Below are 26,825 nucleotides of genomic sequence, written 5' to 3' on the forward strand. Positions count from 1 at the left end.
GAATTGACCGTTTTCTGACACACTGCGAGGATCGTCCGCGGGGCCTAGCGGGCGGCGAGCGCCCGTTCTCCCGCGGCCCGCATGGCGGCGAGGGGGCCCGGGGTGCGCCCGGTCATCTGCTCGACCTGGAGGACCGCCTGGTGCACCAGGAGGTCCAGGCCGCCGAGGAGCTTGCCCCCGCGCCGCGACCAGGCGGCCGCGAGGGCCGTCGGCCAGGGGTCGTAGAGGACGTCGAAGAGGGTGCCCGGGGCATCGGGCACGGCGGCGGCCAGTTCGTCGGTGGCCCCGGCCGGGGTGGTGGCGATGACCAGGGGCGCGGACAGTGCCCCGGCGGCCTCGGACCAGTCGGCGGTGCGGACGGGCACCCCGAGCCGCTCGCCCCACTGCCGCATCTCGTCGGCGCGTGCCCGCGAGCGGACGTACGCCGTGACCTCGCCGGTGCAGATCCGCGAGAGCGCGGCGAGCGCCGAGGAGGCGGTGGCCCCGGCGCCCAGGACGGCGGCCGAGGGCACCTTCTCGACGCCGCGCTCGTGGAGCGCGGCGACGATGCCGGGGATGTCGGTGTTGTCGCCGAGGCGCCGGCCGTCCTCGGTGAGGACGACCGTGTTGACCGCCTCGACGGACGCGGCCGTGTCGCTGATGCCGTCCAGCAGCGGGATGACCGCCCGCTTGAGCGGCATCGTCAGCGACAGCCCGGCCCACTCGGGGCCGAGTCCGGCGACGAACTCCGGGAGCGCGGCCTCGTCGATCTCGAAGCGGTCGTACGACCAGTCGTCGAGGCCGAGCTCTTGGTAGGCGGCGCGGTGCAGCACCGGTGAGAGGGAGTGCTCGATGGGCGAACCCAGCACCGCGGCCCGTATCCGTGACATGTCCTGCTACCCGCCGTTCTTCTGCTTCTGCCGTTCCTGGAACTCGGCGACGAGCTTGAGGTGCTCGTCGTAGGTCTTGGTGAAGGTCGTCGTGTTGCCGTCGACCGACACGAAGAACATCCACCCGCCGTGATCCGGGTTGAGCGTAGCGGTCAGCGCGTCCAGGCCGGGGTTGCCGATCGGGCCGACGGGCAGTCCCTTGATGAAGTGCGTGTTGTACGGGTTGTTGAAGGCCTGGGCTTCCTTGAGGTTGAAGTTGATCTCGCTCTGGCCCTTGGCGTAGTTGTACGTCGAGTCGAACTCGATCTTCTGGTTGGTGACGTCGTTGGTCTTCTTCAGGCGGTTGTAGACCACCTCGGACATCTTCCGGAAGTCGTCGTGGTTCTTGCCCTCGGCGTTGACGAGGCTGGCGACCGTGATCACCTGGAGCGGGTTGTCCAGGCCGAGCTCCTTGGCCTTGGCCTCGACGCCCGCTTCCGCGTACTTGTCGGTCGCGTTCTTGACCATCACCTTGAGCAGCGACTCGGGGGTGCTGTCCTTGCTGAGGTCGTAGCGCATCGGGTAGAGGAAGCCCTCGAGGGGGTCCATGAGCTTCGGGTTGTTGCCGGCCCAGGCCGGCAGGCCGAGGCTCTTGGCGTCGCGCAGGGCGATCTCGCGGGTGGTGCCCTCCGGCTTGCCGAGCTTCTTGTCGATCGCCTCGTACACCTTGGCGTTGCGCATGCCCTCGGTGACGGTGATGACGTTCAGCTTGCTCGGGTCGATCATCAGCGCGACGGCGGCGGCACCCGACATCTTCTTCTTCATCGGGTAGATGCCGGGCTGGATCAGCTTGCTCCTGGGGTTGGTGTTCGCGGCGTCGACGAAGGCCTGGGCGCTGGCGACCACGCCAGCGTCCTTGAGGATCCGGCCCATCTGCCCCAGGAGCGCGCCCTTGGGGATCTCCACGTCGACCAGCTCGTCCGTGCCCTCACCCGCGAAGTCCTCGGCCGCGCCGAACCTCGCCTTGATGTACGAGTAGCCGTAGTAGCCGCCACCGCCGACCACGCCGAGGATGACCACGGCCGCGATCAGGCAGGCCATGCCGCTGCGCTTCTTCGGCTTGCCGCTCTTCGAACGCCCGCCCCGGCGGCCGGGCTCGTCTCCATCGTCGTCGCCGTCGCCGCCGCCCGCGAGGAAGCCGGTCTCGGGCTCCTCCGTCTCCTCCTCGACCGGTTCCGGTTCCAGGTGGCGCCGGCCCGGCGGCTGCGGCGGCGGGTAGGCCTCGGGCGTGGTGTAGAGGTCGGGGGCCTCGCCGGGGTAGCCGGCGACGGTCTGCTGCGCGTAAGGGTCCGCGCCCACGTAGGGGTCGGCCTGCACCGCGGCCACGTACTGGCCCTGGCCGGTGTCCCAGCCCTGGTTGTCGTAGACCGGCTGCTGGGGCTGCTGGGGCTGCTGAGGGGCGTAGACCTGCTGCTGGGGGGCGTACGCCTGCTGCGGGGCATAGGCCTCCTGCTGCGCGGCGTACTGCTGGTCGGAGTACTGCTGCTGGTACTGCTGCTGCTCGTACTCCGGGTACTGCTGTGGGTACTGCTGGTACTGCTCGGGGTACTGCTGCTGGTACCGGGCCTCCTGCGGGTACTCCTGCTGCGGGTCACCGCCGTAGGGCGCCTGGCCCTGCTGGGTCTGGTGCCCGGTCCACCCCTGGTCCCCGTAAAGGGGATCCTCGGGGTGCCAGGGTTCGGGGCCACGGCCCCGGCCATACTCAGTCATCGGTCCCCTAGAGCCGCGAGACGGAGGCCACGGACTCCGTCGTCCGCGGCACCCGGTTCCGCCTCTTTGACGGTGGGCGACGGCTGTTCGAATGCCGTCTCATCGCGCGGAACGTTACCGTATCGCGATCAGACAACCACTTCGACGCACTCACCAGGCGGATTACCTGATACCCGTTCGGTCTCAAGAGCGTTCTGAAGGATCACCACAGCGGCCGCCTGGTCGATGACCGACCGGCCCTTCTTCGCGTTCTTCCCGGAGGCCCGCAGCCCCTGGGCGGCGGTGACCGTGGTCATCCGCTCGTCCACCAGACGGACCGTCACCGGCTTGATGCCCTTGGCCAGTTCGCTGGCGAAGGCGCGCACCTTGACCGCGGCCGGCCCCTCCCGCCCGCTGAGCGAGCGGGGGAGGCCGACCACGACTTCGAGGGGCTCGTACTCCTCGACGAGCTGCCGCAGCCGCCGGTGGGCGAAGGGGATGTCCCGGCCCGGAACGGTTTCCACCGGAGTGGCGAGCACCCCGTCGGGGTCGCACGAGGCGACCCCGATCCGGGCGTCCCCGACGTCGATGGCGAGCCGGCGGCCGCGGCGCAGCGTCATCGTCAGACCGTCTCGACGACGAGGCGCTCGACGGCGCTGATGGCCTCCGGGACGGCGCCCGGGTTCTGGCCGCCGCCCTGGGCGACGTCCGGCTTGCCGCCACCGCCGCCGCCGAGGGTCTTGGCGGCCGTACGGACCAGGTCGCCGGCCTTGAGGCCGCGCTCGCGGGCGGCCTCGTTGGTGGCGATGACGGTCAGCGGGCGGTCGCCCGCCACCGTGAACAGGGCCACGACGGCCGGGCGGTCGCCCGGGATGCGGCCGCGGACGTCGAGGACCAGCTTGCGCAGGTCGTCGGCGCCGATGCCGTCCGCCACCTGGCCGACGACGAGGGCGACGCCGTGGATGTCCTGGGCGTTCTGGGCGAGCCCGGCGGCGGCCTGGAGGACCTTCTCCGCGCGGAACTTCTCGATCTCCTTCTCGGCGTCCTTCAGCTTGCCGAGCATGGAGGCGATCTTCTCCGGCAGCTCCTCCGGACGGCCCTTGACCAGCTCCTGGAGCTGGGCGACGACCGTGTGCTCCTTGGCGAGGAAGTTGTACGCGTCCACGCCGACGAGGGCCTCGACGCGGCGCACGCCGGAGCCGATGGAGGACTCGCCGAGCAGCTTCACCAGACCCAGCTGGGAGGTGTTGCCGACGTGCGTGCCTCCGCACAGCTCCTTGGAGAAGTCGCCGATGGTGACGACGCGCACGCGCTCGCCGTACTTCTCGCCGAACTCGGCGATGGCGCCCTGCTTCTTGGCCTCGTCGATGCTCATGATCTCGGCGGTGACGTCCAGCTCGCGCGAGAGCACGTCGTTGATCTTCTGCTCGACGTCGGTGAGGACCGAGCCGGGAACGGCGTTCGGCGAACCGAAGTCGAAGCGGAAGCGGCCGGGCGAGTTCTCCGAACCGGCCTGGGCGGCGGTCGGGCCGAGGGCGTCGCGCAGCGCCTGGTGGGTCAGGTGCGTGGCCGAGTGGGCGCGGGCGATGGCCCGGCGGCGGCTGACGTCGATGGCGGCGTACGCGGAGGCGCCCACCGTCACCTCGCCGACCTGGACGGAGCCCTTGTGTACGGAGACGCCCGGGACCGGCTGCTGCACGTCGCGGACGACGATGACCGCGCCCGAGTCGAGCTTGATGCGGCCCTGGTCGGCGAGCTGGCCGCCGCCCTCGGCGTAGAAGGGGGTGCGGTCGAGGACGACCTCGACGTCGTCGCCCTCGGAGGCGGCCGGCGCGGAGACGCCGTTGACCAGGAGGCCGACGATGGTGGACTCGCCCTGGTTGGTGGCGTAGCCGGTGAACTCGGTGGCCCCGGCGCTGTCCGCGATCTCGCGGTACGAGGAGACGTCGGCGTGACCGGTCTTCTTGGCCTTGGCGTCGGCCTTGGCGCGGTCGCGCTGCTCCTGCATGAGGCGGCGGAAGCCGGGCTCGTCCACGGAGAGGCCCTGCTCGGCGGCCATCTCCAGGGTGAGGTCGATCGGGAAGCCCCAGGTGTCGTGGAGCAGGAACGCCTTGTCGCCGGAGAGGACCGTGCCGCCGGCGGCCTTGGTCTCGGTCACGGCGGTGTCGAGGATGTTGGTGCCACCCTTGACGGCCTTGAGGAAGGCGGCCTCCTCGGCGAGCGCGACGGTCTCGATGCGCTTGCGGTCGGTGACCAGCTCCGGGTACTGCTGCCCCATCGTGTTGATCACGACGTCGACGAGGTCCTGGACGACCGGGCCGGTGGCGCCCATGAGGCGCATGTTGCGGATGGCGCGGCGCATGATGCGGCGCAGCACGTAGCCGCGGCCCTCGTTGCCGGGGGTCACGCCGTCGCCGATGAGCATGACGGAGGTGCGGATGTGGTCGGCGACCACGCGCATCGACACGTCGGTGCCCTGGGCGGCGCCGTACCGGACACCGGTCAGCTCGGTGGCCTTGTCCATGACCACGCGCAGGGTGTCGGTCTCGTACATGTTCTGCACGCCCTGCAGGATCATCGCGAGGCGTTCGAGGCCGAGACCGGTGTCGATGTTCTTCGACGGCAGGTCGCCGAGGATCGGGAAGTCTTCCTTGCCGTCACCGGCGCCGCGCTCGTACTGCATGAAGACCAGGTTCCAGATCTCCACGTAGCGCTCGTCGTTGACGGCCGGGCCGCCCTCGACGCCGAACTCCGGGCCGCGGTCGTAGTTGATCTCCGAGCACGGGCCGCAGGGGCCGGGGACGCCCATGGACCAGAAGTTGTCCTTCTTGCCCAGGCGCTGGATGCGCTCGGCGGGGACGCCGATCTTCTCGCGCCAGATCTGCTCGGCCTCGTCGTCGTCGAGGTAGACGGTGATCCAGAGCTTCTCGGGCTCCAGGCCGTAGCCGCCGTCCGCCACGGAGCTGGTGAGCAGCTCCCAGGCGTACTTGATGGCGCCTTCCTTGAAGTAGTCCCCGAAGGAGAAGTTGCCGCACATCTGGAAGAACGTGCCGTGGCGGGTGGTCTTGCCGACCTCTTCGATGTCCGGCGTACGGACGCACTTCTGCACGCTGGTGGCGCGGGGGGCCGGCGGCTTGGTCTCGCCGAGGAAGTACGGCTTGAAGGGGACCATGCCCGCGTTGACCAGCAGCAGAGTCGGGTCGTCCGCGATGAGCGACGCCGAAGGGACAACGGCGTGACCGCGCTCCTCGAAGAAGCTCAGCCAGCGGCGGCGAATTTCAGCCGACTCCATCAGTGGTCCTCATTCCGGTCGTACGACAACGTTGGTCGGTGGGTGGTGTGGTCGTTCTCGATGGCCCGCAGCCGCCGCGGCCCGGGCAGGGCGGTGACGTTGTCGGGCCGGTCGGGGTCCTGGTGCAGCCCCAGTGCGTCGTTCAGCTCGTCCTCGCGCTGCGTCATTCCCGCTTTGACGTCGAGGGCGAAGTCCTTGAGGCGGTGGCCCGCCTCGACGGCCTTGTCGGCCGCCTGGGCCGCGAGACTCTCCGGTGTCAGCTTCTTCAGCTGACGGTTGACCTTGGTGGTGGCCCACACGCCGGCGGCTGCGCCGGCGGTGAACCAGAAGGCTCGGCGGAACATCGGCGGTCTCAGCCCTTCTGCTTCCGGCGCCGGGCGGACGGCACCGTACGGCCAACGATCACGTTACGTCGGGACGTCTTCGGCGGCACGCCGCCCGACGTCGCGGCATCCCCTTTGCCCAGCGCCTTGCGGACGCCGTAGCCGAAGGCCGCGACCTTCACCAGCGGCCCGCCGAAGGCGGTCGCCACGGTGGAGGACAGCGCGGACGCGTTGGAGGTGACCTCCTGGACGTCGCTCGCGATGGCGTCGACCCGGTCCAGTTGGGTGCGCGCGGAGCGGACGGTGGTGGAGGCGTCCGCGAGCAGCGGGACGGCCTGGTCGGTCACGTCGGCCACCAGCTTGGTGGTCGCCCTGAGCACCTGGGCCAGCCTCGCCAGCGCCACGGCGAGGAACGAGATCAGGATGGCCCAGAAGACGGCCACGATGATCCCGGCCACCTCTACACCGGACACGTCACACCGCTCTCTGTCTGCGCCTGAACTGCCGGCTGCACCGATTCCCCCCTTGGTCCTCCGACCCTATCGCGCCGGGGATCCCCGGCCGTACCCGAATGGCGGTCGGAGGGCACCGCCTTGAACGCAGCGCATCCGGACCAGTACCCTCCGTGTCCCATGCGACACAGACCCCTGCGAGAGCGGCCCTGGGGCAATCTTCCCTCGGAGCCGGGCCGGTTCATCGGGCGGGGTGCCGAACTCGCCGAGCTGGGGCGGCTCCTGGCGTCCTCCCGACTCGTCACGGTGACCGGCGTGGGCGGGGTGGGCAAGTCCCGGCTGGCCCTCGCGGCGGCCTGGTCGGCAGCCGAGGCGGCGCAGGGGTCGCAGGGGACCCTCGCCGCGCGGGCGGCGCAGGAGCGGCACGGCGACGGCGTGTGGCTGGCCGAGCTGGCCCGCGTACGGGATCCCGCGCTGCTGGAGCTGACCGTCTCGGAGGCGCTCGGGCTGACCGACCACACCACCCGGCCGCCCCGGACCGTCCTGGCCGAGCACCTGGCCGGGCGCCGGCTGCTGCTGGTCCTGGACGGCTTCGAGCAACTGGTCGACGAGACCGCCGAGCTGGTACGGGAGCTGCTGCGCCGCTGCCCCGGGCTGCGGGTGCTCGCGGCGGGCCGGCGCCCGCTCGCCCTCGACGGGGAGCTGGCCTTCCCGCTGGCCCCGCCGCCCCCGGAGGAGGCCCTGGCCCTGCTGGCGGCGCGGGCCGCGGCGGCCGACCCGGACTTCGCCGTCACGGAGGCGAACCGGGAGGCCCTGGTCGAGGTGTGCGCGCGCCTCGACAGGATCCCGCTCGCCCTGGAGCTGGCGGCGGCCCGGCTGCGGACCCTGTCCCCCGAGCAGGTGCTGGCCCGGCTGGAGGACCGTTTCGCGCTGCTGACGGGCGGGGCGCGCGGGGCGCTGCCCCGGCACCGGGCGCTGCGTACGGCCATCGGCTGGAGCCACGAGCTGTGCACGCCCGCGCAGCGGCTGCTGTGGGCGCGACTGTCGGTGTTCGCGGGGCGGTTCGACCTCGACGCCGCCGAATACGTGTGCGCGGGTCCGGACCTGCCGGTGGACGACGTACTGGACCTGGTGGGCGAGCTCCAGGAGCAGTCCCTGCTGGTCCGCGAGGAGACGGCTGCCGGGGTGCGCTTCCGGATGCTGGAGACCGTACGGGTGTACGGGGCGGGGTGGCTGGAGTCGCTGGGCGACGCCCGGCGGCTGCGGCGGCGGCACCGGGACTGGTACATGGGGCTGGCCACCTGGTGCGAGCTGGACTGGTTCAGCCCGCGCCAGCAGGAGGTGGCCGTGCTGGTGGAGACGGAGCTGGCGAACCTGCGGCTCGCGCTGGAGTGCTGCCTCGACGAGCCGGACGAGGTGCACCTGGGCCAGTACCTGGCGGGCACCCTGTGGTTCTACTGGGCGGGGTGCGGGCGCCTGACCGAGGGGCGGCACTGGCTGGACCGGGTCCTGGAGCCCACCGGCCGTGCGGTGACGGAGTACGAGAGCTCCCGGCTGAAGGCCCTGTGGGTCCTCGGCTACGTCGCGGCCCTGCAGGGGGACGCGGCGGCCTCGATGGGTGCCCTGTACGAGTGCCGGGAGGCGGCGGCGCACAGCGGGAACCCCCTCGCCACGGCCTACGCGGTGCACCGGCTGGGCTGCCTGGCGCTCGTCTCGGACGACATGGCCCGGGCCCGGGAGCTGCTGGGCTCGGCCCTGGAGCAGTACCGGGCGGTCGGCGAGCTGAACAGCAACGTGCTGATGTGCCAGGTGGAGCTGGGGATGACGCTGGCCTTCCAGGGGGAGCTGCCGGGCGCGCTCACCCTGTGCCGGGAGGTCCGGGAGATCTGCGAGGAGCGCGGGGAGCGTTGGACGAAGGCGTACGCCCTGTACGTGCTCGCCTACGCGGCCCTCGACGCGGGGGACGCGCAGGAGGCCCGGCGGCTGCTCGAGGAGTGCGTCGCGATCAACCACGCCTTCCACGACCTGGTCGGGCTGGTGCTCGCGCTGGAGCTGCTGGCCCTGGTGACGGTCGCGGAGGGCGATCCGGCCGAGGCGGCGCTGCTGCAGGGAGCTGCGGAGCCGATGTGGGGCGGGGTGGGGCTGCGGCTGTTCGGTTCGGGGTACTTCAACGCCCCGCGGCTGATGTGCCGGGAGCGGGCCGGCGAGCTGCTGGGCGCCGAGCGGTACGAGGCGTACGCGGCGCAGGGGCGGCAGCTGAGCCGCGAGGCCCTGGTCGGGCGGGCCCGGCGCGGCCCCGGTGAGCGCGGGCGCGGGCGCCGGGTGTCCCGGCAGGCGGGACGGGACGGCGGGACGGGCGGCCCCCCGGTGCCGCGCCGCGCGGCGGCGGCGGACCGCCGTGGTCCGGGGGCCGGGTGGGCCCGGGAACGGGAAAACCCGCCGCCCCCCGGAGGGGACGGCGGGCTGACCAGCCAGTGAGACTAGGCCTGCATCAGCGGGCGTAGTACTCGACGACGAGCTGCTCGTCGCAGATGACCGGGATTTCCTTGCGGTTCGGGTCGCGGTCCAGGCGGAAGGCCAGGGCCTTCAGGTTGACCTGCAGGTAGCGCGGGGTCTCGCCCTCGCCTGCGTAGCCACCCTCACGGGCAACCTGGAACGGAACCTTCTCGCGGCTGCGCTCGCGCACGGTGATGACGTCGTCCGGGCGGACACGGAACGACGGCTTGTCGACCTTGTCACCGTTGACCTCGATGTGGCCGTGAACGACCATCTGGCGGGCCTGGTAGATGGTGCGGGCGATGCCCGAACGCAGGACCAGGGCGTCGAGACGACGCTCGAGCTCGACGACAAGCGCCTCGCCCGTCTTGCCTTCGGCCTTCTTGGCGCGGTCGTACGCGCGGGCCATCTGACGCTCGGAGATGTCGTACTGAGCGCGCAGACGCTGCTTCTCCAGCAGACGAACCTTGTAGTCCGAGTTCTGCTTGCGGCCACGGCCGTGCTCGCCCGGCGGGTAGGGGCGGGCCTCGAAGTACTTGACGGCCTTCGGGGTCAGCGCAATGCCGAGGGCACGCGACTTCTTGACCTTGGGTCGCTTCTGGTTCACGTGGAACCTACCTCCATGTAAGTTAGGTGAGGCTTACCTTAGCGAGGAGGACGTAATGTCTCGACCACATGGGATCCCCCTGCCCAGTGCGCAGCGCAGTTCGGATTCAGACGAAACAGAATCCGCTTGCGCCGACGATAAGCAAGGTCAGCCGCGTCCCAGGGAAGGCGTTCGGCAGCTCACCGGAGCCGAACGCGTACGAACCCTCGTAGAGTCCAACGCCTCAGTATCCCTCACGCTCATCGGTGCTCGTGACAGTCACGAGCACGAGGAGTTCGGGACAGGGATGCCGGCCGCACGGACCGTCACCCCGGACGGGGACGTGATTCTCCTTGTTTCCGGGGAATCCGCGGCTGCCAGAGCAGCCGCTCACGCCCAGGACGACGACCTCACCGCCGTGATCGAGATCACGGATGTGGCGCCGGTGTCCGTTCCACATCGTATCCGAGGTCGCGCCTGGCTGGCCGGGTGGCTCACCCCGGTGCGCGGTGACGACCGCGCGGCCTGCGCGGCGCTGCTCGCGGAGCGCCACCCGGTGGGCGAGCTGCTGGGTCTGTCGGAGGCCTCGGAGCTGCCGTACCCGGCCCGCCCGGCGTGGATGATGCTGCGGCTGGAGGTCGGCGAGATCTCGGTGGACGACCTGTGGGGCGCCGAGCACGTGGACCCGGAGGACCTGGCCGCGGCGGAGCCCGACCCGATGGTCGCCCACGAGACGGAGCTGCTGCAGCACCTGCACGCGGCCCACGGGGACCGGATCGGCGAACTGTGCGGCCTGCTCGGCCCGCGCGGGGCCGGGGGCATGACCGCCGTCCCGCTCGCCCTGGACCGCCTGGGCCTGCGCGTCCGCTTCACCGGCGGCGCCGCCGGCTCCTTCGACGCCCGCTTCGACTTCCCGGAGCCGGTGGCGGACGTCTGCGGCCTGCGCCGGGCGATGCGCACGCTCTTCTCGGCGGCCTCTCACTGAGGGCGGGCGGCCGTCCCCCTCGACGGCGGCGCCGCGGGTCAGGACGGCCCGGCGCCCCGGAGCCGCTCGCGGACCTTTTCCACCACGTCCGCGTACCGCGCCTCCGCTCCGTACCGCGTCGGCTCGTAGTACCGCTTCCCGTGCAGCTCGTCGGGCGCGTACTGCTGCGCCGCGATCGCGCCCGGGACGTCGTGCGGGTACACGTACCCCTGCGCGTGCCCCAGCTTCGCCGCGCCCTTGTAGTGCCCGTCCCGCAGGTGCGCCGGGACCGTCCCCGCCAGCCCGGCCCGTACGTCGGCCAGCGCCGCGCCGATCGCGGTCGTGGCGGTGTTCGACTTCGGGGCCAGCGCCAGCGCGATCGTCGCGTGCGAGAGGGTCAGCGCGGCCTCCGGGAAGCCGATCATCGCCACCGCCTGCGCCGCGGCCACCGCGATCGGCAGGGCCGTCGGATCCGCGAGGCCGATGTCCTCGCTCGCCGAGATCATCAGGCGGCGCGCGATGAACCGGGGGTCCTCCCCCGCGTCGATCATGCGGGCGAGGTAGTGCAGCGCCGCGTCCACGTCCGAGCCCCGGATCGACTTGATCAGGGCGCTCGCCACGTCGTAGTGCTGGTCGCCGTCGCGGTCGTAGCGGACGGCGGCGCGGTCGACCGCCTCCTCGACCGTCTCCAGGGTGATCTCCGCCTCGCCCTTGGCGATGGCCGAGCCCGCACCGGCCTCCAGCGCCGTCAGGGCCCGCCGGGCATCGCCGCCGGCGATCCGCAGCAGGTGTGCCTCGGCGTCCGCCGGCAGGGTCACCGCCCCGCCCAGGCCCCGCTCCTCGGCGAGCGCGCGCCGCATCAGCGCGCTCAGGTCCTCGTCGGTCAGCGGTTCCAGCGTCAGCAGCAGCGATCGCGACAGCAGCGGGGAGATGATCGAGAAGTACGGGTTCTCGGTGGTGGCCGCGATCAGCGTGACCCAGCGGTTCTCCACGGCCGGGAGCAGCGAGTCCTGCTGGGCCTTGCTGAAGCGGTGGATCTCGTCGAGGAAGAGGACGGTCTCCTTGCCGTAGCCGCCGGCCGCGCGCCGGGCGCCCTCGATGACCGCCCGTACCTCCTTGACGCCCGCGGTGATGGCGGACAGCTCCACGAAGCGCTTCTGCGTGGCCTGGCTGACCACGTACGCGAGGGTGGTCTTGCCGATGCCGGGCGGGCCCCAGAGAATCACCGACGAGGCACCGGCCGGGCCGCCGGCCCCTTCCCCGACCAGCCGCCGCAGCGGCGATCCGGGCTTCAGCAGGTGCTGCTGGCCGACGACCTCGTCCAGGGTGCGCGGGCGCATCCGGACGGCGAGCGGGGAACTCGCGGGGTCCTTCTCCTGGCGTTCTTCGGCAGCTGCGGTGAACAGGTCTGGTTCCACACAGGAAGCCTAAGCGAGCCCACCGACAGGGCCGGCGGGACTACGAGGTCCAGAAGTCCCACCAGCGGGTGAGGATCAGCATGCCGATGATCCCGACGTGCAGCACCGGCAGTACCCAGGTGAACTCGTCGAGGAAGCCCTTGAGCCAGCCCGGAGCCGGCAGCAGGCCCTCGCGGACGTTGTGCGAGGTGACGTACCAGAACATGAAGATCGTGGCGACCCAGGCCAGGCAGCACCACAGGCACAGCGAGTTGATGTTGTAGAGCGACTGGTAGGTGAGCCAGGCGCAGAACACCACGCCGAAGAGGGTGCCCGCGTTCAGCGTCAGCCAGTACCAGGGGCGGAACCGGGCTCCGGCCAGCAGGCTCATGCCGACGCAGATCACGATGCCGTAGGCGACCAGTCCGAGCATGGGGTTCGGGAAGCCGAAGACGGCCGCCTGGTCGCTCTTCATGATGTTGCCGCAGGAGACGACCGGGTTCAGGCTGCAGCCCGGCGTGAAGTTCGGGTCCTCCAGCAGCTTGAACTTGTCGATCGTGATCACCCAGGCGGCCAGCAGGCCCGCGGCCCCCGTGATCACCAGCAGCAGGGCCAGCGCCCGGCTGCCGCCGACGGTCCCCCGGGCGGTCTCCGCGTCCGTGCTTCGTGTCGTCATACCGCCCGCTCCACATCTGCCAGGTGATCAAGCACGCGCCATTGTGCCGTACGAGCCTGTGAACGGACGGGGCCGGGGAAAGATCCCCGGCCCCGTCCTGTGTGCTCCCTTGCCGCCGCCGTCAGGCGAGGCGGGCCCGGACCGTGTCGACCAGCCCGTCGACGGGCACGGCCGTCTGCTCGCCGGACTCCATGTCCTTCAGCTGGACGACGCCCTCCGCGAGGTCCCGCTCGCCCACCACGACCGCGAAGCGCGCGCCGCTGCGGTTCGCGTCCTTCATGGCACCCTTGAGGCCCTTGCCGCCGTACGACATGTCCGCCGCGACGCCCGCCCTGCGCAGCTGCGTCACGAGGCCGAACACGGTCGCCTTGGCCTCGCCCAGCGCCACCGCGAACACCGAGGTCGACGCCGGGATGTCGAGCTCGACGCCCTCCTTCTCCAGCGCGAGGACCGTGCGGTCCACGCCGAGCGCCCAGCCCACCGACGGCAGCGCCGGGCCGCCGATCATCTCGGACAGGCCGTCGTAGCGGCCGCCGCCGCCGACCGCGATGCCCAGGCCGTCGTGGACGAACTCGAAGGTGGTGCGGGTGTAGTAGTCCAGGCCGCGCACCAGCTTGTCGTCGTCCTCGAAGGCGACGCCGGCCGCGGTCACCAGGACCCGGACCTGCTCGTGGTAGGCCTTGCACGCGTCGCACAGGTAGTCGCGCAGCAGCGGGGCGCCGACGAGCTGCTTCTGTACGTCGGCCCGCTTGTCGTCGAGGACGCGCAGCGGGTTGATCTCGGCGCGGCGCATGGTCTCCGCGTCGAGGTCGAGGCCCCGCAGGAAGGACTGCAGCGCCTCCCGGTACACGGGGCGGCACTCCTTGTCGCCCAGGGAGTTCAGCAGGATCCGGAAGTCGCGCAGGCCCAGCGAGCGGTACGCCTGGTCGGCAAGGATGATCAGCTCGGCGTCCAGGGCCGGGTCCTCGGCGCCGATCGCCTCGGCGCCGACCTGCGAGAAGTGGCGGTAGCGGCCCGCCTGCGGCTTCTCGTAACGGTAGTAGGAGCCGGAGTACCAGAGCTTGACCGGCAGGTTGCCCTTCTTGTGCAGGCTGGCCTCCAGGGCCGCGCGCAGCACGGAGGCGGTGCCCTCGGGGCGCAGGGCGAGCTGGTCACCGCCCTTGGTCTCGAAGGCGTACATCTCCTTGGAGACGATGTCGGTGGACTCGCCGACGCCGCGGGCGAAGAGGCCCACGTCCTCGAAGCCCGGGGTCTCGATGTAGCCGTATCCGGAGTTGCGCAGGGGCGCCGCGATGGCCTCGCGCACCGCCAGGTACTTCACGGATACCGGCGGGATCAGGTCGTACGTGCCCTTGGGGGCCTGAAAAGTAGCCACGAAACTCTCGTCACATTCCTCGTCGTGGAGCGGCTGTCGGGTCCGCTGCCAGGCCGGCCGCGACCTCCCGCAGGTACGGGTTGGTCGCGCGCTCGCGGCCGATGGTGGTCTGGGGACCATGGCCGGACAGCACCACGGTCGAGTCCTCGAGCGGCAGGCACACGCGGCCCAGCGACTCGAGCATCTCGGCGTGGGAGCCGCCGGGCAGGTCGGTACGTCCGATGGAGCCGGCGAAGAGCAGGTCGCCCGAGAAGAAGACCGGCGGGATGTCCGCCAGCTCGGGCATCCGGAAGGTCACCGACCCCTTCGTATGCCCGGGCGCGTGCGCCACGGAGAAGTCCATTCCGGCCAATCTCAGCGCGGCGCCGTCGGCCAGTTCGCGGACGTCGTCCGGCTCGCCCACGGTCAGCTCGCCCATGAGCGGCATCCCGATGGAGCGGCCGAGGGCCTTCTCCGGGTCGCTCATCATGTAGCGGTCCTCGGGGTGGATCCAGGCCGGTACGTCGTGTGCTCCGCACACCGGGACCACCGAGGCCACATGATCGATGTGGCCATGGGTCAGCACGACCGCGACGGGCTTGAGCCGATGCTTCTTCAGCGTCTCCTCGACACCCTGGGCGGCCTGGTGGCCCGGGTCGATGATGACGCACTCCTCACCGGCGGCGGGGGCGACCACGTAACAGTTGGTCCCCCAGGCCCCGGCGGGGAACCCGGCAATCAGCACGTTCGTCCTCAATCGTCGTCCGGCGGGAGGTCGCAGGTCGGAATCCTGCTGCTCAGAGCCTACCGGCGCCGCTCATTACACAGCGAACCCATATACGGTACGGCCTATCCCAGCCCGGACAGCAGTACCAGACACGTACAAGGAGACGACCCCGTGGTCACGAGCGATCAGCGGCGGCGACAGCTCGCCAGGGAGAAGTACGAGCGCCAGCAGGCGCGCCGGGCCGAGGCCCGCAAGAAGGCGCGGCAGCGTACGGCGGTGATCGGCGCGGCGGTGGCCGTGGTGGTCGCAACCCTGGTCGGCCTGATCGTCGGCGGTGTCTTCGACAAGGACAAGAAGGACCAGGCGGCGGACCCGGCGGCGAACCCGTCGGCCTCGCCGTCGGCGCCCGAGCCCAAGCAGTCCCCCTCGCCGGAGATGGCGATCGACCAGAAGGCGAAGTACACCTTCGCGCTGAAGACGAGCGCGGGCGACATCAACTTCACGATGGACGCGGCGAAGACCCCGCAGACCGTGAACTCCTTCAAGTCGCTCGCCGACAAGAAGTACTTCGACAACACGAAGTGCCACCGGCTGACGGCCGGCGGGATCTTCGTGCTGCAGTGCGGCGACCCCGAGGGCACCGGCCGCGGCGGCCCGGGCTACAACATCCCGGACGAGAACCTGGACTCGCTCGGCAAGGCCAACGAGCAGGGTCAGGTGATCTACCCGGCGGGCACGGTCGCGATGGCCAACACGGGTCAGCCCGGTTCGGGCGGCAGCCAGTTCTTCCTCGTCTACAAGGACAGCCCGCTGGCGCCGTCGTACACCCCGTTCGGCAAGATCGACGCGGCCGGCCTGAAGGTCCTGGAGGACATCGCCAAGGCCGGTACGGTCGACGGCGGCCAGGACGGTGCGCCGAAGACCGAGGTCAAGATCGAGAAGGGCACGGTCACCCAGAACTGACCGGAGGCGCAAGCGCCGGGCCTGGCCGGCCCGCCGCCCGTACGTCGAGATTCCGTCGTGCGGGATGCGGACAGCCGGCCCGGCGGTCGCCTATGTTGGCGTTGTGCAGGGCGGGCGCTGCCCGCCCCAGGAAACTGTGGACGATGCCCAGGGGGTGAACCCCTCGCAAGGCATCAGGTGGAGGAGGCGCTGTGAGCAGCGACCCGTGGGGCCGAGTCGACGAGACGGGCACCGTGTACGTGCGTACTTCCGAGGGCGAGCAGGTCGTCGGTTCGTGGCAGGCGGGCACCCCTGAGGAGGCCCTGGCCTATTTCGAGCGCAAGTACGAGGGCCTGGTGGTCGAGATCGGCCTCCTCGAAAAGCGGGTGCGGACCACTGATCTGTCCGCCAAGGACGCCCAGACGGCGATCGACCACCTGCGCACGCAGGTCGACGAGCACCACGCCGTGGGCGACCTGGACGCCCTGCGCGTGCGGCTGGACAAGCTGGTCGGGACCGTGGAGTCGCGGCGCGAGGAGCGCAAGGCCCAGAAGGCGAAGCAGACGGACGAGGCCCGTGCGGCCAAGGACGCGCTGGTCGCCGAGGCCGAGCAGCTGGCGCAGAGCGACCAGTGGCGCAGCGCCGGCGAGCGGCTGCGTGCCCTGGTGGACATCTGGAAGGGGCTGCCGCGCCTGGACCGCAAGTCGGACGACGAGCTGTGGCACCGGTTCTCGCACGCCCGTTCCGCCTTCTCCAAGCGCCGCAAGGCACACTTCGCCTCGCTGGACGCGCAGCGCGAGGACGCCCGCAAGGTCAAGGAGAAGCTGGTCGCGGAGGCCGAGTCGCTGTCGAAGTCGACCGACTGGGGTCCGACGGCCGCCCGCTACCGCGAGCTGATGGCGGACTGGAAGGCGGCGGGCCGGGCGCAGCGCGAGTCCGAGGACGACCTGTGGAACCGTTTCCGCGGTGCGCAGGACGTGTTCTTCGCGGCCCGCAGCGAGGTGTTCGCGGAGCGCGACGCCGAGCAGGTGGAGAACCTGAAGCTGAAGGAGGAGCTGGCCGACGAGGCCGAGAAGCTCGTCCCGATCACGGACCTGAAGTCAGCCCGTGCCACGTTCCGCTCCCTGAACGAGCGCTGGGAGGCCATCGGCCACGTGCCGCGGGACGCCCGGCCGAAGGTCGAGGGCCGGATGCACGCGGTGGAGCGGGCGATCCAGGAGGCCGAGGAGGGCGAGTGGCGCCGTACGAACCCGGAGGCGCGGGCGCGTGCGGCCGGTCTGACGGGTCAGCTCCAGGCGGCGGTCGACAAGCTGCGTGAGCAGATCGACGCGGCGCGCGCCGCCGGCAACAACGCGAAGGCCGACAAGCTGGCCCGGGAGCTGGAGGGCCGCCAGGCCCTGCTGGACCAGGCGCTGAAGGGCCTGGAGGAGTTCGGCGGCTGAGCCTGCCACTGACGAAGGGCCCCGGTACGCGCGGCGCGTACCGGGGCCCTTCGTCGTGTGGGCCGCGGCCCACACGGGTCTTACGGCCGGCGGGCCGAGGTCACCCGGTAGACGTCGTAGACGCCCTCCACACCCCGGACGGCCTTCAGGACGTGGCCCAGGTGCTTGGGGTCGCCCATCTCGAAGGTGAACCGGGAGGTGGCCACCCGGTCTCGGGAGGTCTGGACGGCGGCGGAGAGGATGTTGACGTGCTGGTCCGACAGGACCCGGGTGACGTCCGACAGCAGCCGGGACCGGTCCAGCGCCTCCACCTGGATGGCGACGAGGAAGACCGAGGACTGGGTGGGCGCCCACTCGACCTCCAGCATCCGTTCGGGCTGCTGGGAGAGCGAGTCGACGTTGACGCAGTCCGCGCGGTGAACCGATACGCCGCTGCCGCGGGTGACGAACCCGATGATCGGGTCGCCGGGCACCGGGGTGCAGCAGCGGGCCAGCTTGACCCACACGTCGTCGACGCCCTTGACGACCACGCCCGGGTCGGCGTTGCTGCGCCGCTTGCTGCGGGCGCGCGCCGGCGGGATCGACTCCTCGATGTCCTCGTTGGCCGCCTCCTCCCCGCCGAGGGCCGACACCAGCTTCTGTACGACGCCCTGCGCGGCCACGTGGCCCTCGCCGATCGCCGCGTACAGGGAGGAGATGTCGGGGTAGCGCATCTCGTGCGCGAGGGTGACGAGCGAGTCACCGGTGAGGATGCGCTGGATCGGCAGGTTCTGCTTGCGCATGGCCCGCGCGAGGGCGTCCTTGCCGTGCTCGATGGCCTCGTCGCGGCGCTCCTTGGAGAACCAGCCGCGGATCTTGTTGCGGGCCCGCGGGGACTTGACGAAGCCCAGCCAGTCACGGGACGGGCCCGCGCCCTCGGCCTTCGAGGTGAAGACCTCGACCAGGTCGCCGTTGTCGAGCGTGGACTCCAGCGGCACCAGGCGGCCGTTGACCCTGGCGCCTATGGTCCGGTGACCGACCTCGGTGTGGACGGCGTACGCGAAGTCGACGGGGGTGGCGCCGGCGGGCAGCGCGATGACGTCGCCCTTGGGGGTGAAGACGAAGACCTCGTTGCGGGAGAGGTCGAAGCGCAGCGAGTCCAGGAACTCGCCCGGGTCCTCGGTCTCCTTCTGCCAGTCCAGCAGCTGGCGCAGCCATGCCATGTCGTTGACCGTGTCCTGGCCGGCGCTGCCCTTGGCGGCCTGGGGGACGTCGGTGCGGACCTTGGAGGTGCCGGCGACGGTCTGCTGCTTGTACTTCCAGTGCGCGGCGATGCCGTACTCCGCGCGGCGGTGCATGTCGAAGGTGCGGATCTGCAGTTCGACGGGCTTTCCGCTGGGCCCGATGACCGTCGTGTGGAGCGACTGGTACATGTTGAACTTGGGCATCGCGATGTAGTCCTTGAACCGGCCGGGGACCGGGTTCCAGCGCGCGTGCACGGTGCCGAGGGCCGCGTAGCAGTCCCGGACCGTGTCGACGAGGACGCGGATGCCCACCAGGTCGTAGATCTCCGCGAAGTCCCGGCCGCGGACGATCATCTTCTGGTAGACGCTGTAGTAGTGCTTCGGCCGGCCCGTGACGGTGGCCTTGATCCGGGCGGCCCTGAGGTCGACCATCACCTCGTCGGTGACGAGGGCGAGGTACTCGTCGCGCTTGGGCGCCCGCTCGGCGACCAGGCGGACGATCTCGTCGTACATCTTCGGGTAGAGGATCGCGAAGGAGAGGTCCTCCAGCTCCCACTTGATCGTGTTCATGCCCAGCCGGTGCGCCAGCGGGGCGTAGATCTCGATCGTCTCGCGGGCCTTCTTCTCCTGCTTCTCCCGCTTGAGGTAGCGCATCGTGCGCATGTTGTGCAGCCGGTCGGCGAGCTTGATGACGAGGACGCGCGGGTCCTTGGCCATCGCCACGACCATCTTGCGGACCGTCTCGGCCTGGGCGGCCTCGCCGAACTTCACCCGGTCCAGCTTGGTGACGCCGTCGACGAGGAGGGCCACGGCGTCGCCGAAGTCCCGGCGCAGGTCCTCCAGGCCGTACTCGGTGTCCTCGACGGTGTCGTGCAGCAGACCGGCCATCAGGGTGGCCGGGTCCATGCCGAGCTCGGCGAGGATGGTCGTCACCGCGAGCGGGTGGGTGATGTACGGGTCGCCGCTCTTGCGCTTCTGGCCTCGGTGCCAGCGCTCGGCGACCTGGTAGGCCTGTTCGAGCTGGCGCAGCGTCGACGTCTCGATCTTCGGGTCGTTGCTGCGGACTATGCGGAGCAGGGGCTCCAGCACCGGGTTGTACGGGTTCGAGCGCTGCACGCCGAGCCGGGCGAGACGGGCACGCACCCGGTTCGAGGAACCGGCCGACTTCCCCGGCGCGGGCTTGACCGGCGGCGCCGGCGGAGCCGGCGGGGGCGTAGCGGGAACCGCCGTGGCCGGCTCGGCCTTCGGGTCGGGCTGCGCGGCGGAGATTGGCTGGACCTCGTCTGGCAAGAGCGCTCCTCTGGGGGTCCCCCCGGACGGCGTTTGGGGGAGGATCCGGTGCCCGTGTCCGGTCCGGACAACCCATGGTAGCGAGGGTTGCACGACCCTGTTCCCCTAGGCTCCCCCGCGCCCCGCACGACGCTCCGGGCGGGCGCCGGTTCCGGCAGCGCCGGCGTTTGAGGCGCCGGGGGTGCGCGGGCCGGCCCCCGGTCCGCACCCGGAACGAAAGCGGCGGGCACCCGGAGGATCCGGATACCCGCCGCTTCGGCACGGCAGAGGTCAGACCACGATCAGCGCGTCCAGCGGAGCCCCGTCCAGCGCGGGCGCCAGCTTGGCCCGCCCCGGCAGGAACGACAGTTCCATCAGGACCGCCACGCCCGCGACCTCGGCCCCGGCCCGCCGGATCAGCGAGAGCGAGGCTTCGGCGGTACCACCGGTGGCCAGCACGTCGTCGATGACCATGACCCGGTCACCCGCCGCCAGGTCCTCCGCGTGGACCTCGATCTCCGCGGTGCCGTACTCCAGCTCGTACGACTGCGCGAGCGTGGCACCCGGCAGCTTCCCGGCCTTGCGCACCGGCACGAAGCCGATGCCGGCCTGCACGGCCACCGGAGCCGCCAGGATGAACCCCCGCGCCTCCAGCCCGACGATCTTCGTCGCGCCGTACCGTCCCGCCAGCTCCACCAGCGTGTCCGTCAGGGCCGCGAAGGCCTTCGGGTCGGCCAGCAGCGGGGTGATGTCCTTGAACATCACGCCCGGCTTCGGGTAGTCCGGGACGTCCTTGATCCGTGCGAGCAGCAGGGACCGTACGTCCTCGGACAGGGGCGCGGTCAACGTCGCCGCCCCGGCCGGCCCTGTGCCACGACCTGCGGCTCGTCCTCGGACGCGTAGCCGTCGTCCGGGGACTCGCCCTTGGCCGCCGCGGCCGCCCGCTTCGCGAGCACCCGCTTCTTCAGGGCCTTCATCGCCGGCTCGCGCTCCTTGAGGTCCACGACCAGCGGGGTCGCGATGAAGATCGAGGAGTACGCACCGGCCGCGAGGCCGACGAAGAGCGACAGCGAGATGTCGTTCAGCATGCCGGCGCCCAGGAAGCCGCCGCCGATGAACAGCAGCGCGGCGACCGGGAGGAGCGCGACGACCGTGGTGTTGATCGAGCGGACCAGGGTGCCGTTGATGCTGCGGTTGGCGACCTCGCTGTACGTCCAGCGGGTCTGCTTGGTGATGTCCTTCGAGCCCTCCTTGAGACCGTCGAAGACGACGACGGTGTCGTAGAGGGAGTAACCGAGGATCGTCAGCAGACCGATGACCGTGCCCGGCGTGACCTCGAAGCCGACGAGCGCGTACACGCCGACGGTGATCGTGAGGTCGTGGATCAGCGCGATCAGCGCGGCGACCGCCATCCGCCACTCGAAGGCGATGGCGAGGTAGATCACCACGAGGACCATGAAGACGCCGAGGCCGGTCCAGGCCTTGTTCGCGATCTGCTCGCCCCAGCTGGGGCCGACCAGGTCGGCGTTGATGTCGCCCTGGGTGACCTTGAGGTCGGTGGCGAGGACCTTCTTGACGTCGGTCGCGGCGTCGGTGTCCAGACCGGAGATCTGGATGCGCAGGCCGCCGGTGCCGAGCTCCTGGACGATCGCGTCGTGGCCCGAGGCCTTCTCCGCGGCTTCCGTCGCCTGGGCGACGGAGACGGTCGTCTTCGGGGTGGTGAAGACGGCACCGCCCTTGAACTCGATGCCCATGTTGAGACCCTGGACCGCCAGGGCCACGATCGCCGTGATGGTGATCAGGATGGAAACGCCGTACCAGAGAAAACGCTTGCCGACGAAGTCGTAGCCGACCTCACCGCGGTACAGCCTGGCGCCGAGATCTCCCAGCTTCGACATCTCTCACGCCTCCTTTGCTTCGACGGGGGCGGGGGCGGAACCGGTACGGCGGGACCGGCGCAGCGGGGGCTTGGCGCCCAGCCGCTTCGGGTCCAGCCCGGACCACGGGTGACCGCTGGCGAAGAACTTCGTGCGCGCCAGCAGCGTCATGACGGGCTTGGTGAAGAGGAACACCACGACCACGTCGAGCAGGGTCGTCAGACCCAGGGTGAAGGCGAAGCCCTGCACCTTGCCGACGGTCACGATGAACAGCACCGCGGCGGCGAGGAACGACACGAAGTCGGAGACCAGGATCGTGCGCCGGGCGCGCGGCCAGGCCCGCTCGACGGCCGGACGCAGGGTGCGGCCCTCACGGATCTCGTCGCGGATGCGCTCGAAGTACACGATGAACGAGTCCGCCGTGATGCCGATCGCCACGATCGCGCCGCAGACGGCGGGCAGGTTCAGGGCGAAGCCGATGCCCTTGCCGAGCAGCGCCATGATCGTGTAGGTCAGGATCGCGGAGACCAGGAGGCTCAGGATGGCGACGAACGCCAGGCCCCGGTAGTACACCAGCAGGTAGATCACCACGAGCAGCAGGCCGATGGCACCGGCGATCAGGCCCGCCCGCAGCTGCTCGCCGCCGAGCGCGGCGGTGACGGTGGTGACGCTGTCCTCGCTGAAGGAGAGCGGCAGGGCGCCGTACGAGAGCATGTTGCCCAGGTCCTGCGCGGACTGCTGGGTGAAGCCGCCCGAGATCTGGGCGTTGCCGCCCATGATCGCCTGGCTGACGGACGGGTCCGAGACCACGTCGCCGTCGAGCACGATGGCGAACTGGTTCTGCGGCATCTGCTTGGCCGCCAGCTCGCCGGTGACCTTCGCGAAGGCGTCGGAACCGCGGTCGTTGAAGTCCATCGTGACGATCCACTGACCCGACTGCGGGTCGATGACGCCCTTGGCGCTCTTCACGTCCTTGCCCTCGACCGCGGCCGGGCCCAGGACCCACTTGCCCCAGGCTCCGCCGCGCTGGCCGCAGGCGAGCGTCGGGTCGGTGGGCTTGGCGCCCTTGATGGCGGCGCGCTGCTTCTCGTCCGTGCAGTCGAGCGCGGCGAACTTGGCCTGCAGGTCGGCGGCGGCCGCGTCGTCACCCGTCGGGGGAGCGGACGGGGACGGGGCCGGGGCCTTGGTGTCGTCTGCCTTCTTCGACTCGCTCGCCGAGGGCGAGGGAGTGGCGGTGGCAGCCGGGGCCTTGAGGGCCTCGCTGAGCGCACGGCCCTGGGAAGTGGCGCTGGACGACGGGGTGGCGGAGGGGCTGGCCTTCTTGCCGTCCTCGGCCTTGGGGGCACCGGAGCCGCTCGCGGAGGGGCTCGGGTTCGGGCTCTGGGTGCCCTCGGGCGCGGCGGGGGTGCCGTCCGCGAACGCGATGACCGGGCGGAAGTAGAGCTGGGCGGTGGTGCCGACCTGCTCGCGCGCCTGCTGCTCGTTCGTCCCCTTGGGGATGTTCACGATGATGTGGTCGCGGCCCTGGGTCTGGACCTCCGCCTCGGACACGCCGAGACCGTTGACGCGGCGGTCGATGATGCCGACCGCCGTGTTCATGTTGGTCTCGTTGATGGCGTTCTCTTTGCCGGGCTCGCTCTTGGCCTTGAGCGTGATGCTCGTGCCGCCGGCGAGGTCGATGCCCAGCCGGGGAGTCGTCTGCTTGGAGATGAACATCCCCGCGGTGAGCGCCACCATCGCGATCAGGATGATCGCCAGGGCACGCCCCGGCCTCCCCTGAGCCCCCGTGGGCCGCCGGCCCTTCTTCGGTGCTGCCACCTTGTCGTTTCTCCCTGTCCAACCGCCCCGCGCCGGGTCAGCGCGCGGACGGCCACGAAATGTGTGGTGGGGACCCCTGCCCCCCGCAGAAGTGTCACTGGCGGGGACCGCGTCGGCCGCCGATCCGGCGCCTGCACGGTCCCCGGCCGCGCGCTACTTCGCGCCGGCCTCGCCGTCGGTCTTGCCGTCCTTGGGCTCCTCGTCGCCCTCGGGCCCGTCCTTCTTGCCCAGGTCGAGCTTGGGAGCCTCGTCCTCGCCCTTGTCCTTGGCGAGGTCCGTCTTCGGCTCCTCGGTGAGGGAGGAGGCGTCGTCCGGGACGACCGGCGTGTCGGTCGTCACGTCGTCGCTGATGCCGTGGACGATGCGGTTGTACTCCGCGTCCTCGAGCACGGCGCCGATGGCGTTCTTGGCGAAGATCGCGTGGACGCCGGGAGCCACCTCGAGGGTGACGGTGTCGTCACCGATCTCCTTCACCGTGGCGTACATGCCACCGATGGTGCGGACCCCGGTGCCGGGCGTCATGTGGTCGCGCATCTGCGCGGCTGCCTGCTGCTTCTTCTTCGCGGAGCGGGTCATCAGGAACATCGCCCCGATGAGCACGATGAACGGGAGGAGTGTCACGAGATTCACGGGACGGAGATCCTTCGCACGACCGCACGCGGACGGCGGCCTTTTCTACGGGGGGTGGGCATGCCGACCCGAAGGGTCGGCATCGGCGGAGTCTAGGCGAGTCCGCACCGATGGAACAACGCCCAGCATGGCACCGCAGTTCCTGAGGGGGCGAACCTCCGCGCCGTCAGGCCCCGAACAAGCCCTGTTGTCCGCTTGATCCACTCCCACCGTGCTGCGGCGGGACGAGCCCCAGGTGAGCCCATGCGGCGGGCGTCGCGACCCGTCCCCGGGGGGTGCGCGCGAGCAGGCCCTCGCGGACCAGGAAGGGCTCCGCGACCTCTTCCACGGTCTCGCGCTCCTCGCCCACGGCCACGGCCAGGGTGGACAGCCCGACGGGGCCGCCGCCGAAGAGTTTGAGCAGTGCCTCCAGGACGGCGCGGTCCAGCCGGTCGAGGCCGCGCGCGTCCACCTCGTACACCTGGAGGGCGGTACCGGCCACCTCGCGGTTGATCACCCCGTCCGCCCGGACCTGGGCGTAGTCGCGGACGCGGCGCAACAGGCGGTTGGCGATGCGCGGGGTGCCGCGGGAGCGCCCGGCGATCTCGGCGGCACCGTCGGTGTCGATCTCCACGTCGAGGAGGCGGGCGGAGCGGTGGATGACGCGCTCCAGCTCCTCGGGGGCGTAGAACTCCATGTGCCCGGTGAAGCCGAAGCGGTCCCGCAGCGGCGGGGGCAGCAGGCCGGCCCGGGTGGTGGCCCCGACCAGGGTGAAGGGCGGCAGCTCCAGCGGGATCGCGGTGGCCCCGGGACCCTTGCCGACGATCACGTCGACGCGGAAGTCCTCCATGGCCATGTAGAGCATCTCCTCGGCGGGCCGGGACATGCGGTGGATCTCGTCGAGGAAGAGGACCTCGCCCTCCTGGAGGGAGGACAGGATGGCGGCGAGGTCCCCGGCGTGCTGGATGGCGGGGCCGGAGGTGATGCGGATGGGCGCGCCCATCTCGGCCGCGATGATCATCGACAGCGTGGTCTTGCCGAGGCCGGGCGCGCCGGAGAGCAGGACGTGGTCGGCGGTGGCCCCGCGCTGCCGGGCCGCCTTCAGGACCAGGTCCAGCTGCTGGCGGACCTTCTCCTGGCCGACGAACCCCCCGAGGTCCTTGGGCCGCAGGGCCGCCTCGACTGCGGTGTCCTCGCCGTCTGCCGAGGCCGCGACGAGTCGCTCGCTGTCGTCTGCGTTGGTCTCGTCGTCCCAGTTCACGGTGTCACTCTGCCTTATCGTTCGCGTGCGGTGGTCGGTCGCCTGCGGCGCCGCTGCGGGGGCTGCGCCCCCGAACCCCCGCGCCTCGATCGCCGGCGGGGCCCGGATGCCGGACCCGGCCCCTCCGGCGTTCGAGAAGCGGGGGCCAAGGCGGAGCCCCGGTCTTTGTGGCCCGGCGGCGGGGCTAGCGGGCTCGGTTCAGGGACTGGAGGGCGGCGCGCAGGAGCTGCGGGACCGGGGCCGAACCGCCGGCGGCGATCGCGGCCTCGGCCTGCGGCGCCACCGCCGAGACGGCCTCCTCCGCCTCGCGCGGGGCGTAGCCCAGCCCGATCAGCGCGGCGGACAGCTGTTCCGTCCACGGCGCGGGCCCACTGGCCACGGCCCGCTGCGCCCCCACCAGCCCGCTCGCGCCCAGCGGCGCGCCCAGCTTGCCCTTCAGTTCCAGCAGCAGCTTCTGCGCGCCCTTCTTGCCGATGCCGGGCACCGCCACCAGCGCTTTCTCGTCCCCCGTGGAGACGGCCAGGCGCAGCGCGTCCGGGCTGTGCACGCCGAGCATCGCCTGCGCCAGCCTCGGCCCGACCCCGCTCGCGCCCTGGAGGAGCTCGAAGACCTGGCGCTCGTCGTCGTCGGCGAAGCCGTACAGGGTGAGCGAGTCCTCCCGTACGACCAGGGAGGTGGCCAGCCGGGCCTGCTCCCCGATCCGCAGGCCGGCGATGGTGTTGGGCGTGCACTGCACGGCCATGCCCACTCCCCCGACCTCGATCACGGCAAGGGTGGGGGCGAGGGCGGCGACGGGGCCGCTGACGAAGGCGATCATCGGGTACGGCCTTTCGAGCCAGAGGCGTGCAGGGCGACCGCCTGCTGGAGGCGGTTCTGGGCGGGGGCCCGCCAGATGTGGCAGATGGCGAGGGCGAGGGCGTCGGCGGCGTCCGCCGGCCTGGGCGGTGCGGCCAGTCGCAGCAGCCGGGTGACCATCGCCCCGACCTGGGCCTTGTCGGCCCGGCCGCTACCGGTGACGGCCGCCTTGACCTCGCTCGGGGTGTGCAGGGCGACCGGTATCCCGCGGCGGGCGGCGCACAGCATCGCGACGGCGCTGGCCTGGGCGGTGCCCATCACGGTGCTGACGTTGTGCTGGCTGAACACCCGCTCCACGGCGACGACTTCGGGCCGGTGCGTGTCGAGCCACTCCTCGATGCCCTGCTCGACGGCGACGAGCCGGTGTCCCAACTCCGCGTCGGCGGGGGTGCGTACGACCCCCACCCCGAGCATCGTCAGGGGGCGGCCGGCGACACCCTCGACGACGCCGACACCACATCGCGTCAGCCCCGGGTCCACGCCCAGTACGCGCACCTCGCCCCCCTCGTTCGCTCATCCGTCCGTGTCGGTGCAGGTTATCGGGCACCACTGACAAAGCAGCGGGGGGGGGGGGGGGGGGGGGGGGGGGTGGGGGGGGGGGGGGGGTGGGGGGGGGGGGGGGGGGGGGGGGGGGGGGGGAGGGGGGGAGGGGGAGGGGGGGGAGG

Annotated in this window: 23 protein-coding genes; 4 read left to right on the plus strand and 19 right to left on the minus strand. The window is 71.3% G+C overall.

Translation table 11 applies throughout. The features are described from left to right. Positions 1-44 precede the first annotated feature (44 nt). The 6 genes from ACZ6JT_RS26670 to ACZ6JT_RS26695 form a co-directional block, all read right to left on the minus strand. Positions 45-869 (minus strand): shikimate dehydrogenase, encoded by an 825-nt coding sequence (locus ACZ6JT_RS26670; protein ID WP_469213518.1) that lies wholly within the window; start codon positions 867-869, stop codon positions 45-47. Positions 870-875: 6 nt separating this feature from the next. Continuing rightward, positions 876-2,618 carry an endolytic transglycosylase MltG gene (mltG, locus tag ACZ6JT_RS26675; protein ID WP_469213520.1) on the minus strand — a complete coding sequence of 581 codons (1,743 nt, stop codon included), beginning with the start codon at positions 2,616-2,618 and terminating at the stop codon, positions 876-878. A 128-nt stretch (positions 2,619-2,746) separates the two neighbouring features. Beyond that, positions 2,747-3,217, minus strand: a complete 471-nt coding sequence (gene ruvX, locus ACZ6JT_RS26680) for a Holliday junction resolvase RuvX (protein WP_469213521.1) — start codon at positions 3,215-3,217, stop codon at positions 2,747-2,749. A gap of 2 nt (positions 3,218-3,219) precedes the next feature. Further along, entirely contained in the window at positions 3,220-5,889 is a 2,670-nt protein-coding gene (gene alaS, locus ACZ6JT_RS26685; RefSeq protein WP_469213523.1) for an alanine--tRNA ligase, read from the minus strand. Then, complete coding sequence (locus ACZ6JT_RS26690) at positions 5,889-6,233, minus strand: DUF6167 family protein (protein WP_469213525.1); 345 nt, start codon at positions 6,231-6,233, stop codon at positions 5,889-5,891. The genes alaS and ACZ6JT_RS26690 overlap by 1 nt, the downstream gene beginning before the upstream one ends. An 8-nt stretch (positions 6,234-6,241) precedes the next feature. Next, a complete protein-coding gene (locus ACZ6JT_RS26695; protein ID WP_469213526.1) occupies positions 6,242-6,685 on the minus strand; it encodes a DUF948 domain-containing protein in 444 nt (147 codons plus the stop codon). 159 nt (positions 6,686-6,844) lie between these two features. Between ACZ6JT_RS26695 and ACZ6JT_RS26700 the strand changes: the two genes are divergently transcribed. After that, positions 6,845-9,142 (plus strand): ATP-binding protein, encoded by a 2,298-nt coding sequence (locus ACZ6JT_RS26700; protein ID WP_469213528.1) that lies wholly within the window; start codon positions 6,845-6,847, stop codon positions 9,140-9,142. Between the two features lie 13 nt (positions 9,143-9,155). On the opposite strand, the gene rpsD is transcribed toward ACZ6JT_RS26700, so the two are convergent. Beyond that, positions 9,156-9,767 carry a 30S ribosomal protein S4 gene (gene rpsD / locus ACZ6JT_RS26705; protein WP_008740451.1) on the minus strand — a complete coding sequence of 204 codons (612 nt, stop codon included), beginning with the start codon at positions 9,765-9,767 and terminating at the stop codon, positions 9,156-9,158. Positions 9,768-9,822: 55 nt separating this feature from the next. Here rpsD and ACZ6JT_RS26710 point away from each other — a divergent pair, with 55 nt between their 5' ends. After that, positions 9,823-10,731, plus strand: a complete 909-nt coding sequence (locus tag ACZ6JT_RS26710) for a DUF2470 domain-containing protein (RefSeq protein WP_469213531.1) — start codon at positions 9,823-9,825, stop codon at positions 10,729-10,731. A 38-nt stretch (positions 10,732-10,769) separates the two neighbouring features. On the opposite strand, the gene ACZ6JT_RS26715 is transcribed toward ACZ6JT_RS26710, so the two are convergent. From ACZ6JT_RS26715 to ACZ6JT_RS26730, 4 genes are all read right to left on the minus strand, one after another. After that, positions 10,770-12,128: a replication-associated recombination protein A gene (locus ACZ6JT_RS26715; protein ID WP_376615519.1), complete on the minus strand. Its 1,359-nt coding sequence runs from the start codon at positions 12,126-12,128 to the stop codon at positions 10,770-10,772. A gap of 40 nt (positions 12,129-12,168) precedes the next feature. Beyond that, entirely contained in the window at positions 12,169-12,783 is a 615-nt protein-coding gene (locus ACZ6JT_RS26720; RefSeq protein ID WP_376615517.1) for a vitamin K epoxide reductase family protein, read from the minus strand. Positions 12,784-12,904: 121 nt separating this feature from the next. Beyond that, positions 12,905-14,158, minus strand: a complete 1,254-nt coding sequence (gene hisS / locus ACZ6JT_RS26725) for a histidine--tRNA ligase (protein WP_469213534.1) — start codon at positions 14,156-14,158, stop codon at positions 12,905-12,907. A 10-nt stretch (positions 14,159-14,168) separates the two neighbouring features. Next, positions 14,169-14,882, minus strand: coding sequence for an MBL fold metallo-hydrolase (locus ACZ6JT_RS26730; RefSeq protein ID WP_469213536.1), 714 nt, complete (start codon positions 14,880-14,882; stop codon positions 14,169-14,171). Positions 14,883-15,035: 153 nt separating this feature from the next. On the opposite strand from ACZ6JT_RS26730, the gene ACZ6JT_RS26735 reads away from it, so the two are divergent. Further along, positions 15,036-15,827 carry a peptidylprolyl isomerase gene (locus ACZ6JT_RS26735; RefSeq protein ID WP_365477536.1) on the plus strand — a complete coding sequence of 264 codons (792 nt, stop codon included), beginning with the start codon at positions 15,036-15,038 and terminating at the stop codon, positions 15,825-15,827. Positions 15,828-16,018: 191 nt separating this feature from the next. Continuing rightward, positions 16,019-17,248 (plus strand): DUF349 domain-containing protein, encoded by a 1,230-nt coding sequence (locus ACZ6JT_RS26740; RefSeq protein WP_469213537.1) that lies wholly within the window; start codon positions 16,019-16,021, stop codon positions 17,246-17,248. Positions 17,249-17,328: 80 nt separating this feature from the next. On the opposite strand, the gene ACZ6JT_RS26745 is transcribed toward ACZ6JT_RS26740, so the two are convergent. The 8 genes from ACZ6JT_RS26745 to ruvC form a co-directional block, all read right to left on the minus strand. Then, the gene (locus ACZ6JT_RS26745; protein WP_469213539.1) at positions 17,329-19,761 is read right to left on the minus strand and encodes a RelA/SpoT family protein; all 2,433 of its coding nucleotides are present in this window, start codon (positions 19,759-19,761) and stop codon (positions 17,329-17,331) included. A gap of 270 nt (positions 19,762-20,031) precedes the next feature. Continuing rightward, the gene (locus ACZ6JT_RS26750) at positions 20,032-20,586 is read right to left on the minus strand and encodes an adenine phosphoribosyltransferase (protein ID WP_469213541.1); all 555 of its coding nucleotides are present in this window, start codon (positions 20,584-20,586) and stop codon (positions 20,032-20,034) included. Continuing rightward, entirely contained in the window at positions 20,583-21,638 is a 1,056-nt protein-coding gene (gene secF / locus ACZ6JT_RS26755; RefSeq protein ID WP_469213543.1) for a protein translocase subunit SecF, read from the minus strand. Before secF ends, ACZ6JT_RS26750 begins: the two co-directional genes overlap by 4 nt. Positions 21,639-21,641: 3 nt before the next feature. Then, positions 21,642-23,435 (minus strand): protein translocase subunit SecD, encoded by a 1,794-nt coding sequence (gene secD / locus ACZ6JT_RS26760; RefSeq protein ID WP_469213545.1) that lies wholly within the window; start codon positions 23,433-23,435, stop codon positions 21,642-21,644. Between the two features lie 153 nt (positions 23,436-23,588). Next, complete coding sequence (gene yajC / locus ACZ6JT_RS26765; RefSeq protein ID WP_469213546.1) at positions 23,589-24,065, minus strand: preprotein translocase subunit YajC; 477 nt, start codon at positions 24,063-24,065, stop codon at positions 23,589-23,591. A gap of 166 nt (positions 24,066-24,231) precedes the next feature. After that, on the minus strand, positions 24,232-25,305 hold the full coding sequence (ruvB, locus tag ACZ6JT_RS26770; RefSeq protein ID WP_469213548.1) for a Holliday junction branch migration DNA helicase RuvB: 1,074 nt from the start codon (positions 25,303-25,305) through the stop codon (positions 24,232-24,234). A gap of 184 nt (positions 25,306-25,489) precedes the next feature. Continuing rightward, entirely contained in the window at positions 25,490-26,122 is a 633-nt protein-coding gene (ruvA, locus tag ACZ6JT_RS26775) for a Holliday junction branch migration protein RuvA (protein WP_469213549.1), read from the minus strand. Beyond that, positions 26,119-26,655 (minus strand): crossover junction endodeoxyribonuclease RuvC, encoded by a 537-nt coding sequence (ruvC, locus tag ACZ6JT_RS26780; protein WP_469213550.1) that lies wholly within the window; start codon positions 26,653-26,655, stop codon positions 26,119-26,121. The genes ruvA and ruvC overlap by 4 nt, the downstream gene beginning before the upstream one ends. Between the last annotated feature and the right edge of the window lie 170 nt (positions 26,656-26,825).

This window comes from Streptomyces sp. NPDC046308, from assembly GCF_055588065.1.

Coding starts and splice junctions, on each gene's coding strand:
- ACZ6JT_RS26720 (WP_376615517.1), bottom strand. CDS start 12,783: ATGACGACACGAAGCACGGACGCGGAGACCGCCCGGGGGACCGTCGGC.
- ACZ6JT_RS26700 (WP_469213528.1), top strand. CDS start 6,845: ATGCGACACAGACCCCTGCGAGAGCGGCCCTGGGGCAATCTTCCCTCG.
- secF (WP_469213543.1), bottom strand. CDS start 21,638: ATGTCGAAGCTGGGAGATCTCGGCGCCAGGCTGTACCGCGGTGAGGTC.
- mltG (WP_469213520.1), bottom strand. CDS start 2,618: ATGACTGAGTATGGCCGGGGCCGTGGCCCCGAACCCTGGCACCCCGAG.
- ACZ6JT_RS26670 (WP_469213518.1), bottom strand. CDS start 869: ATGTCACGGATACGGGCCGCGGTGCTGGGTTCGCCCATCGAGCACTCC.
- ruvA (WP_469213549.1), bottom strand. CDS start 26,122: ATGATCGCCTTCGTCAGCGGCCCCGTCGCCGCCCTCGCCCCCACCCTT.
- ruvX (WP_469213521.1), bottom strand. CDS start 3,217: ATGACGCTGCGCCGCGGCCGCCGGCTCGCCATCGACGTCGGGGACGCC.
- ACZ6JT_RS26690 (WP_469213525.1), bottom strand. CDS start 6,233: ATGTTCCGCCGAGCCTTCTGGTTCACCGCCGGCGCAGCCGCCGGCGTG.
- alaS (WP_469213523.1), bottom strand. CDS start 5,889: ATGGAGTCGGCTGAAATTCGCCGCCGCTGGCTGAGCTTCTTCGAGGAG.
- ACZ6JT_RS26710 (WP_469213531.1), top strand. CDS start 9,823: ATGTCTCGACCACATGGGATCCCCCTGCCCAGTGCGCAGCGCAGTTCG.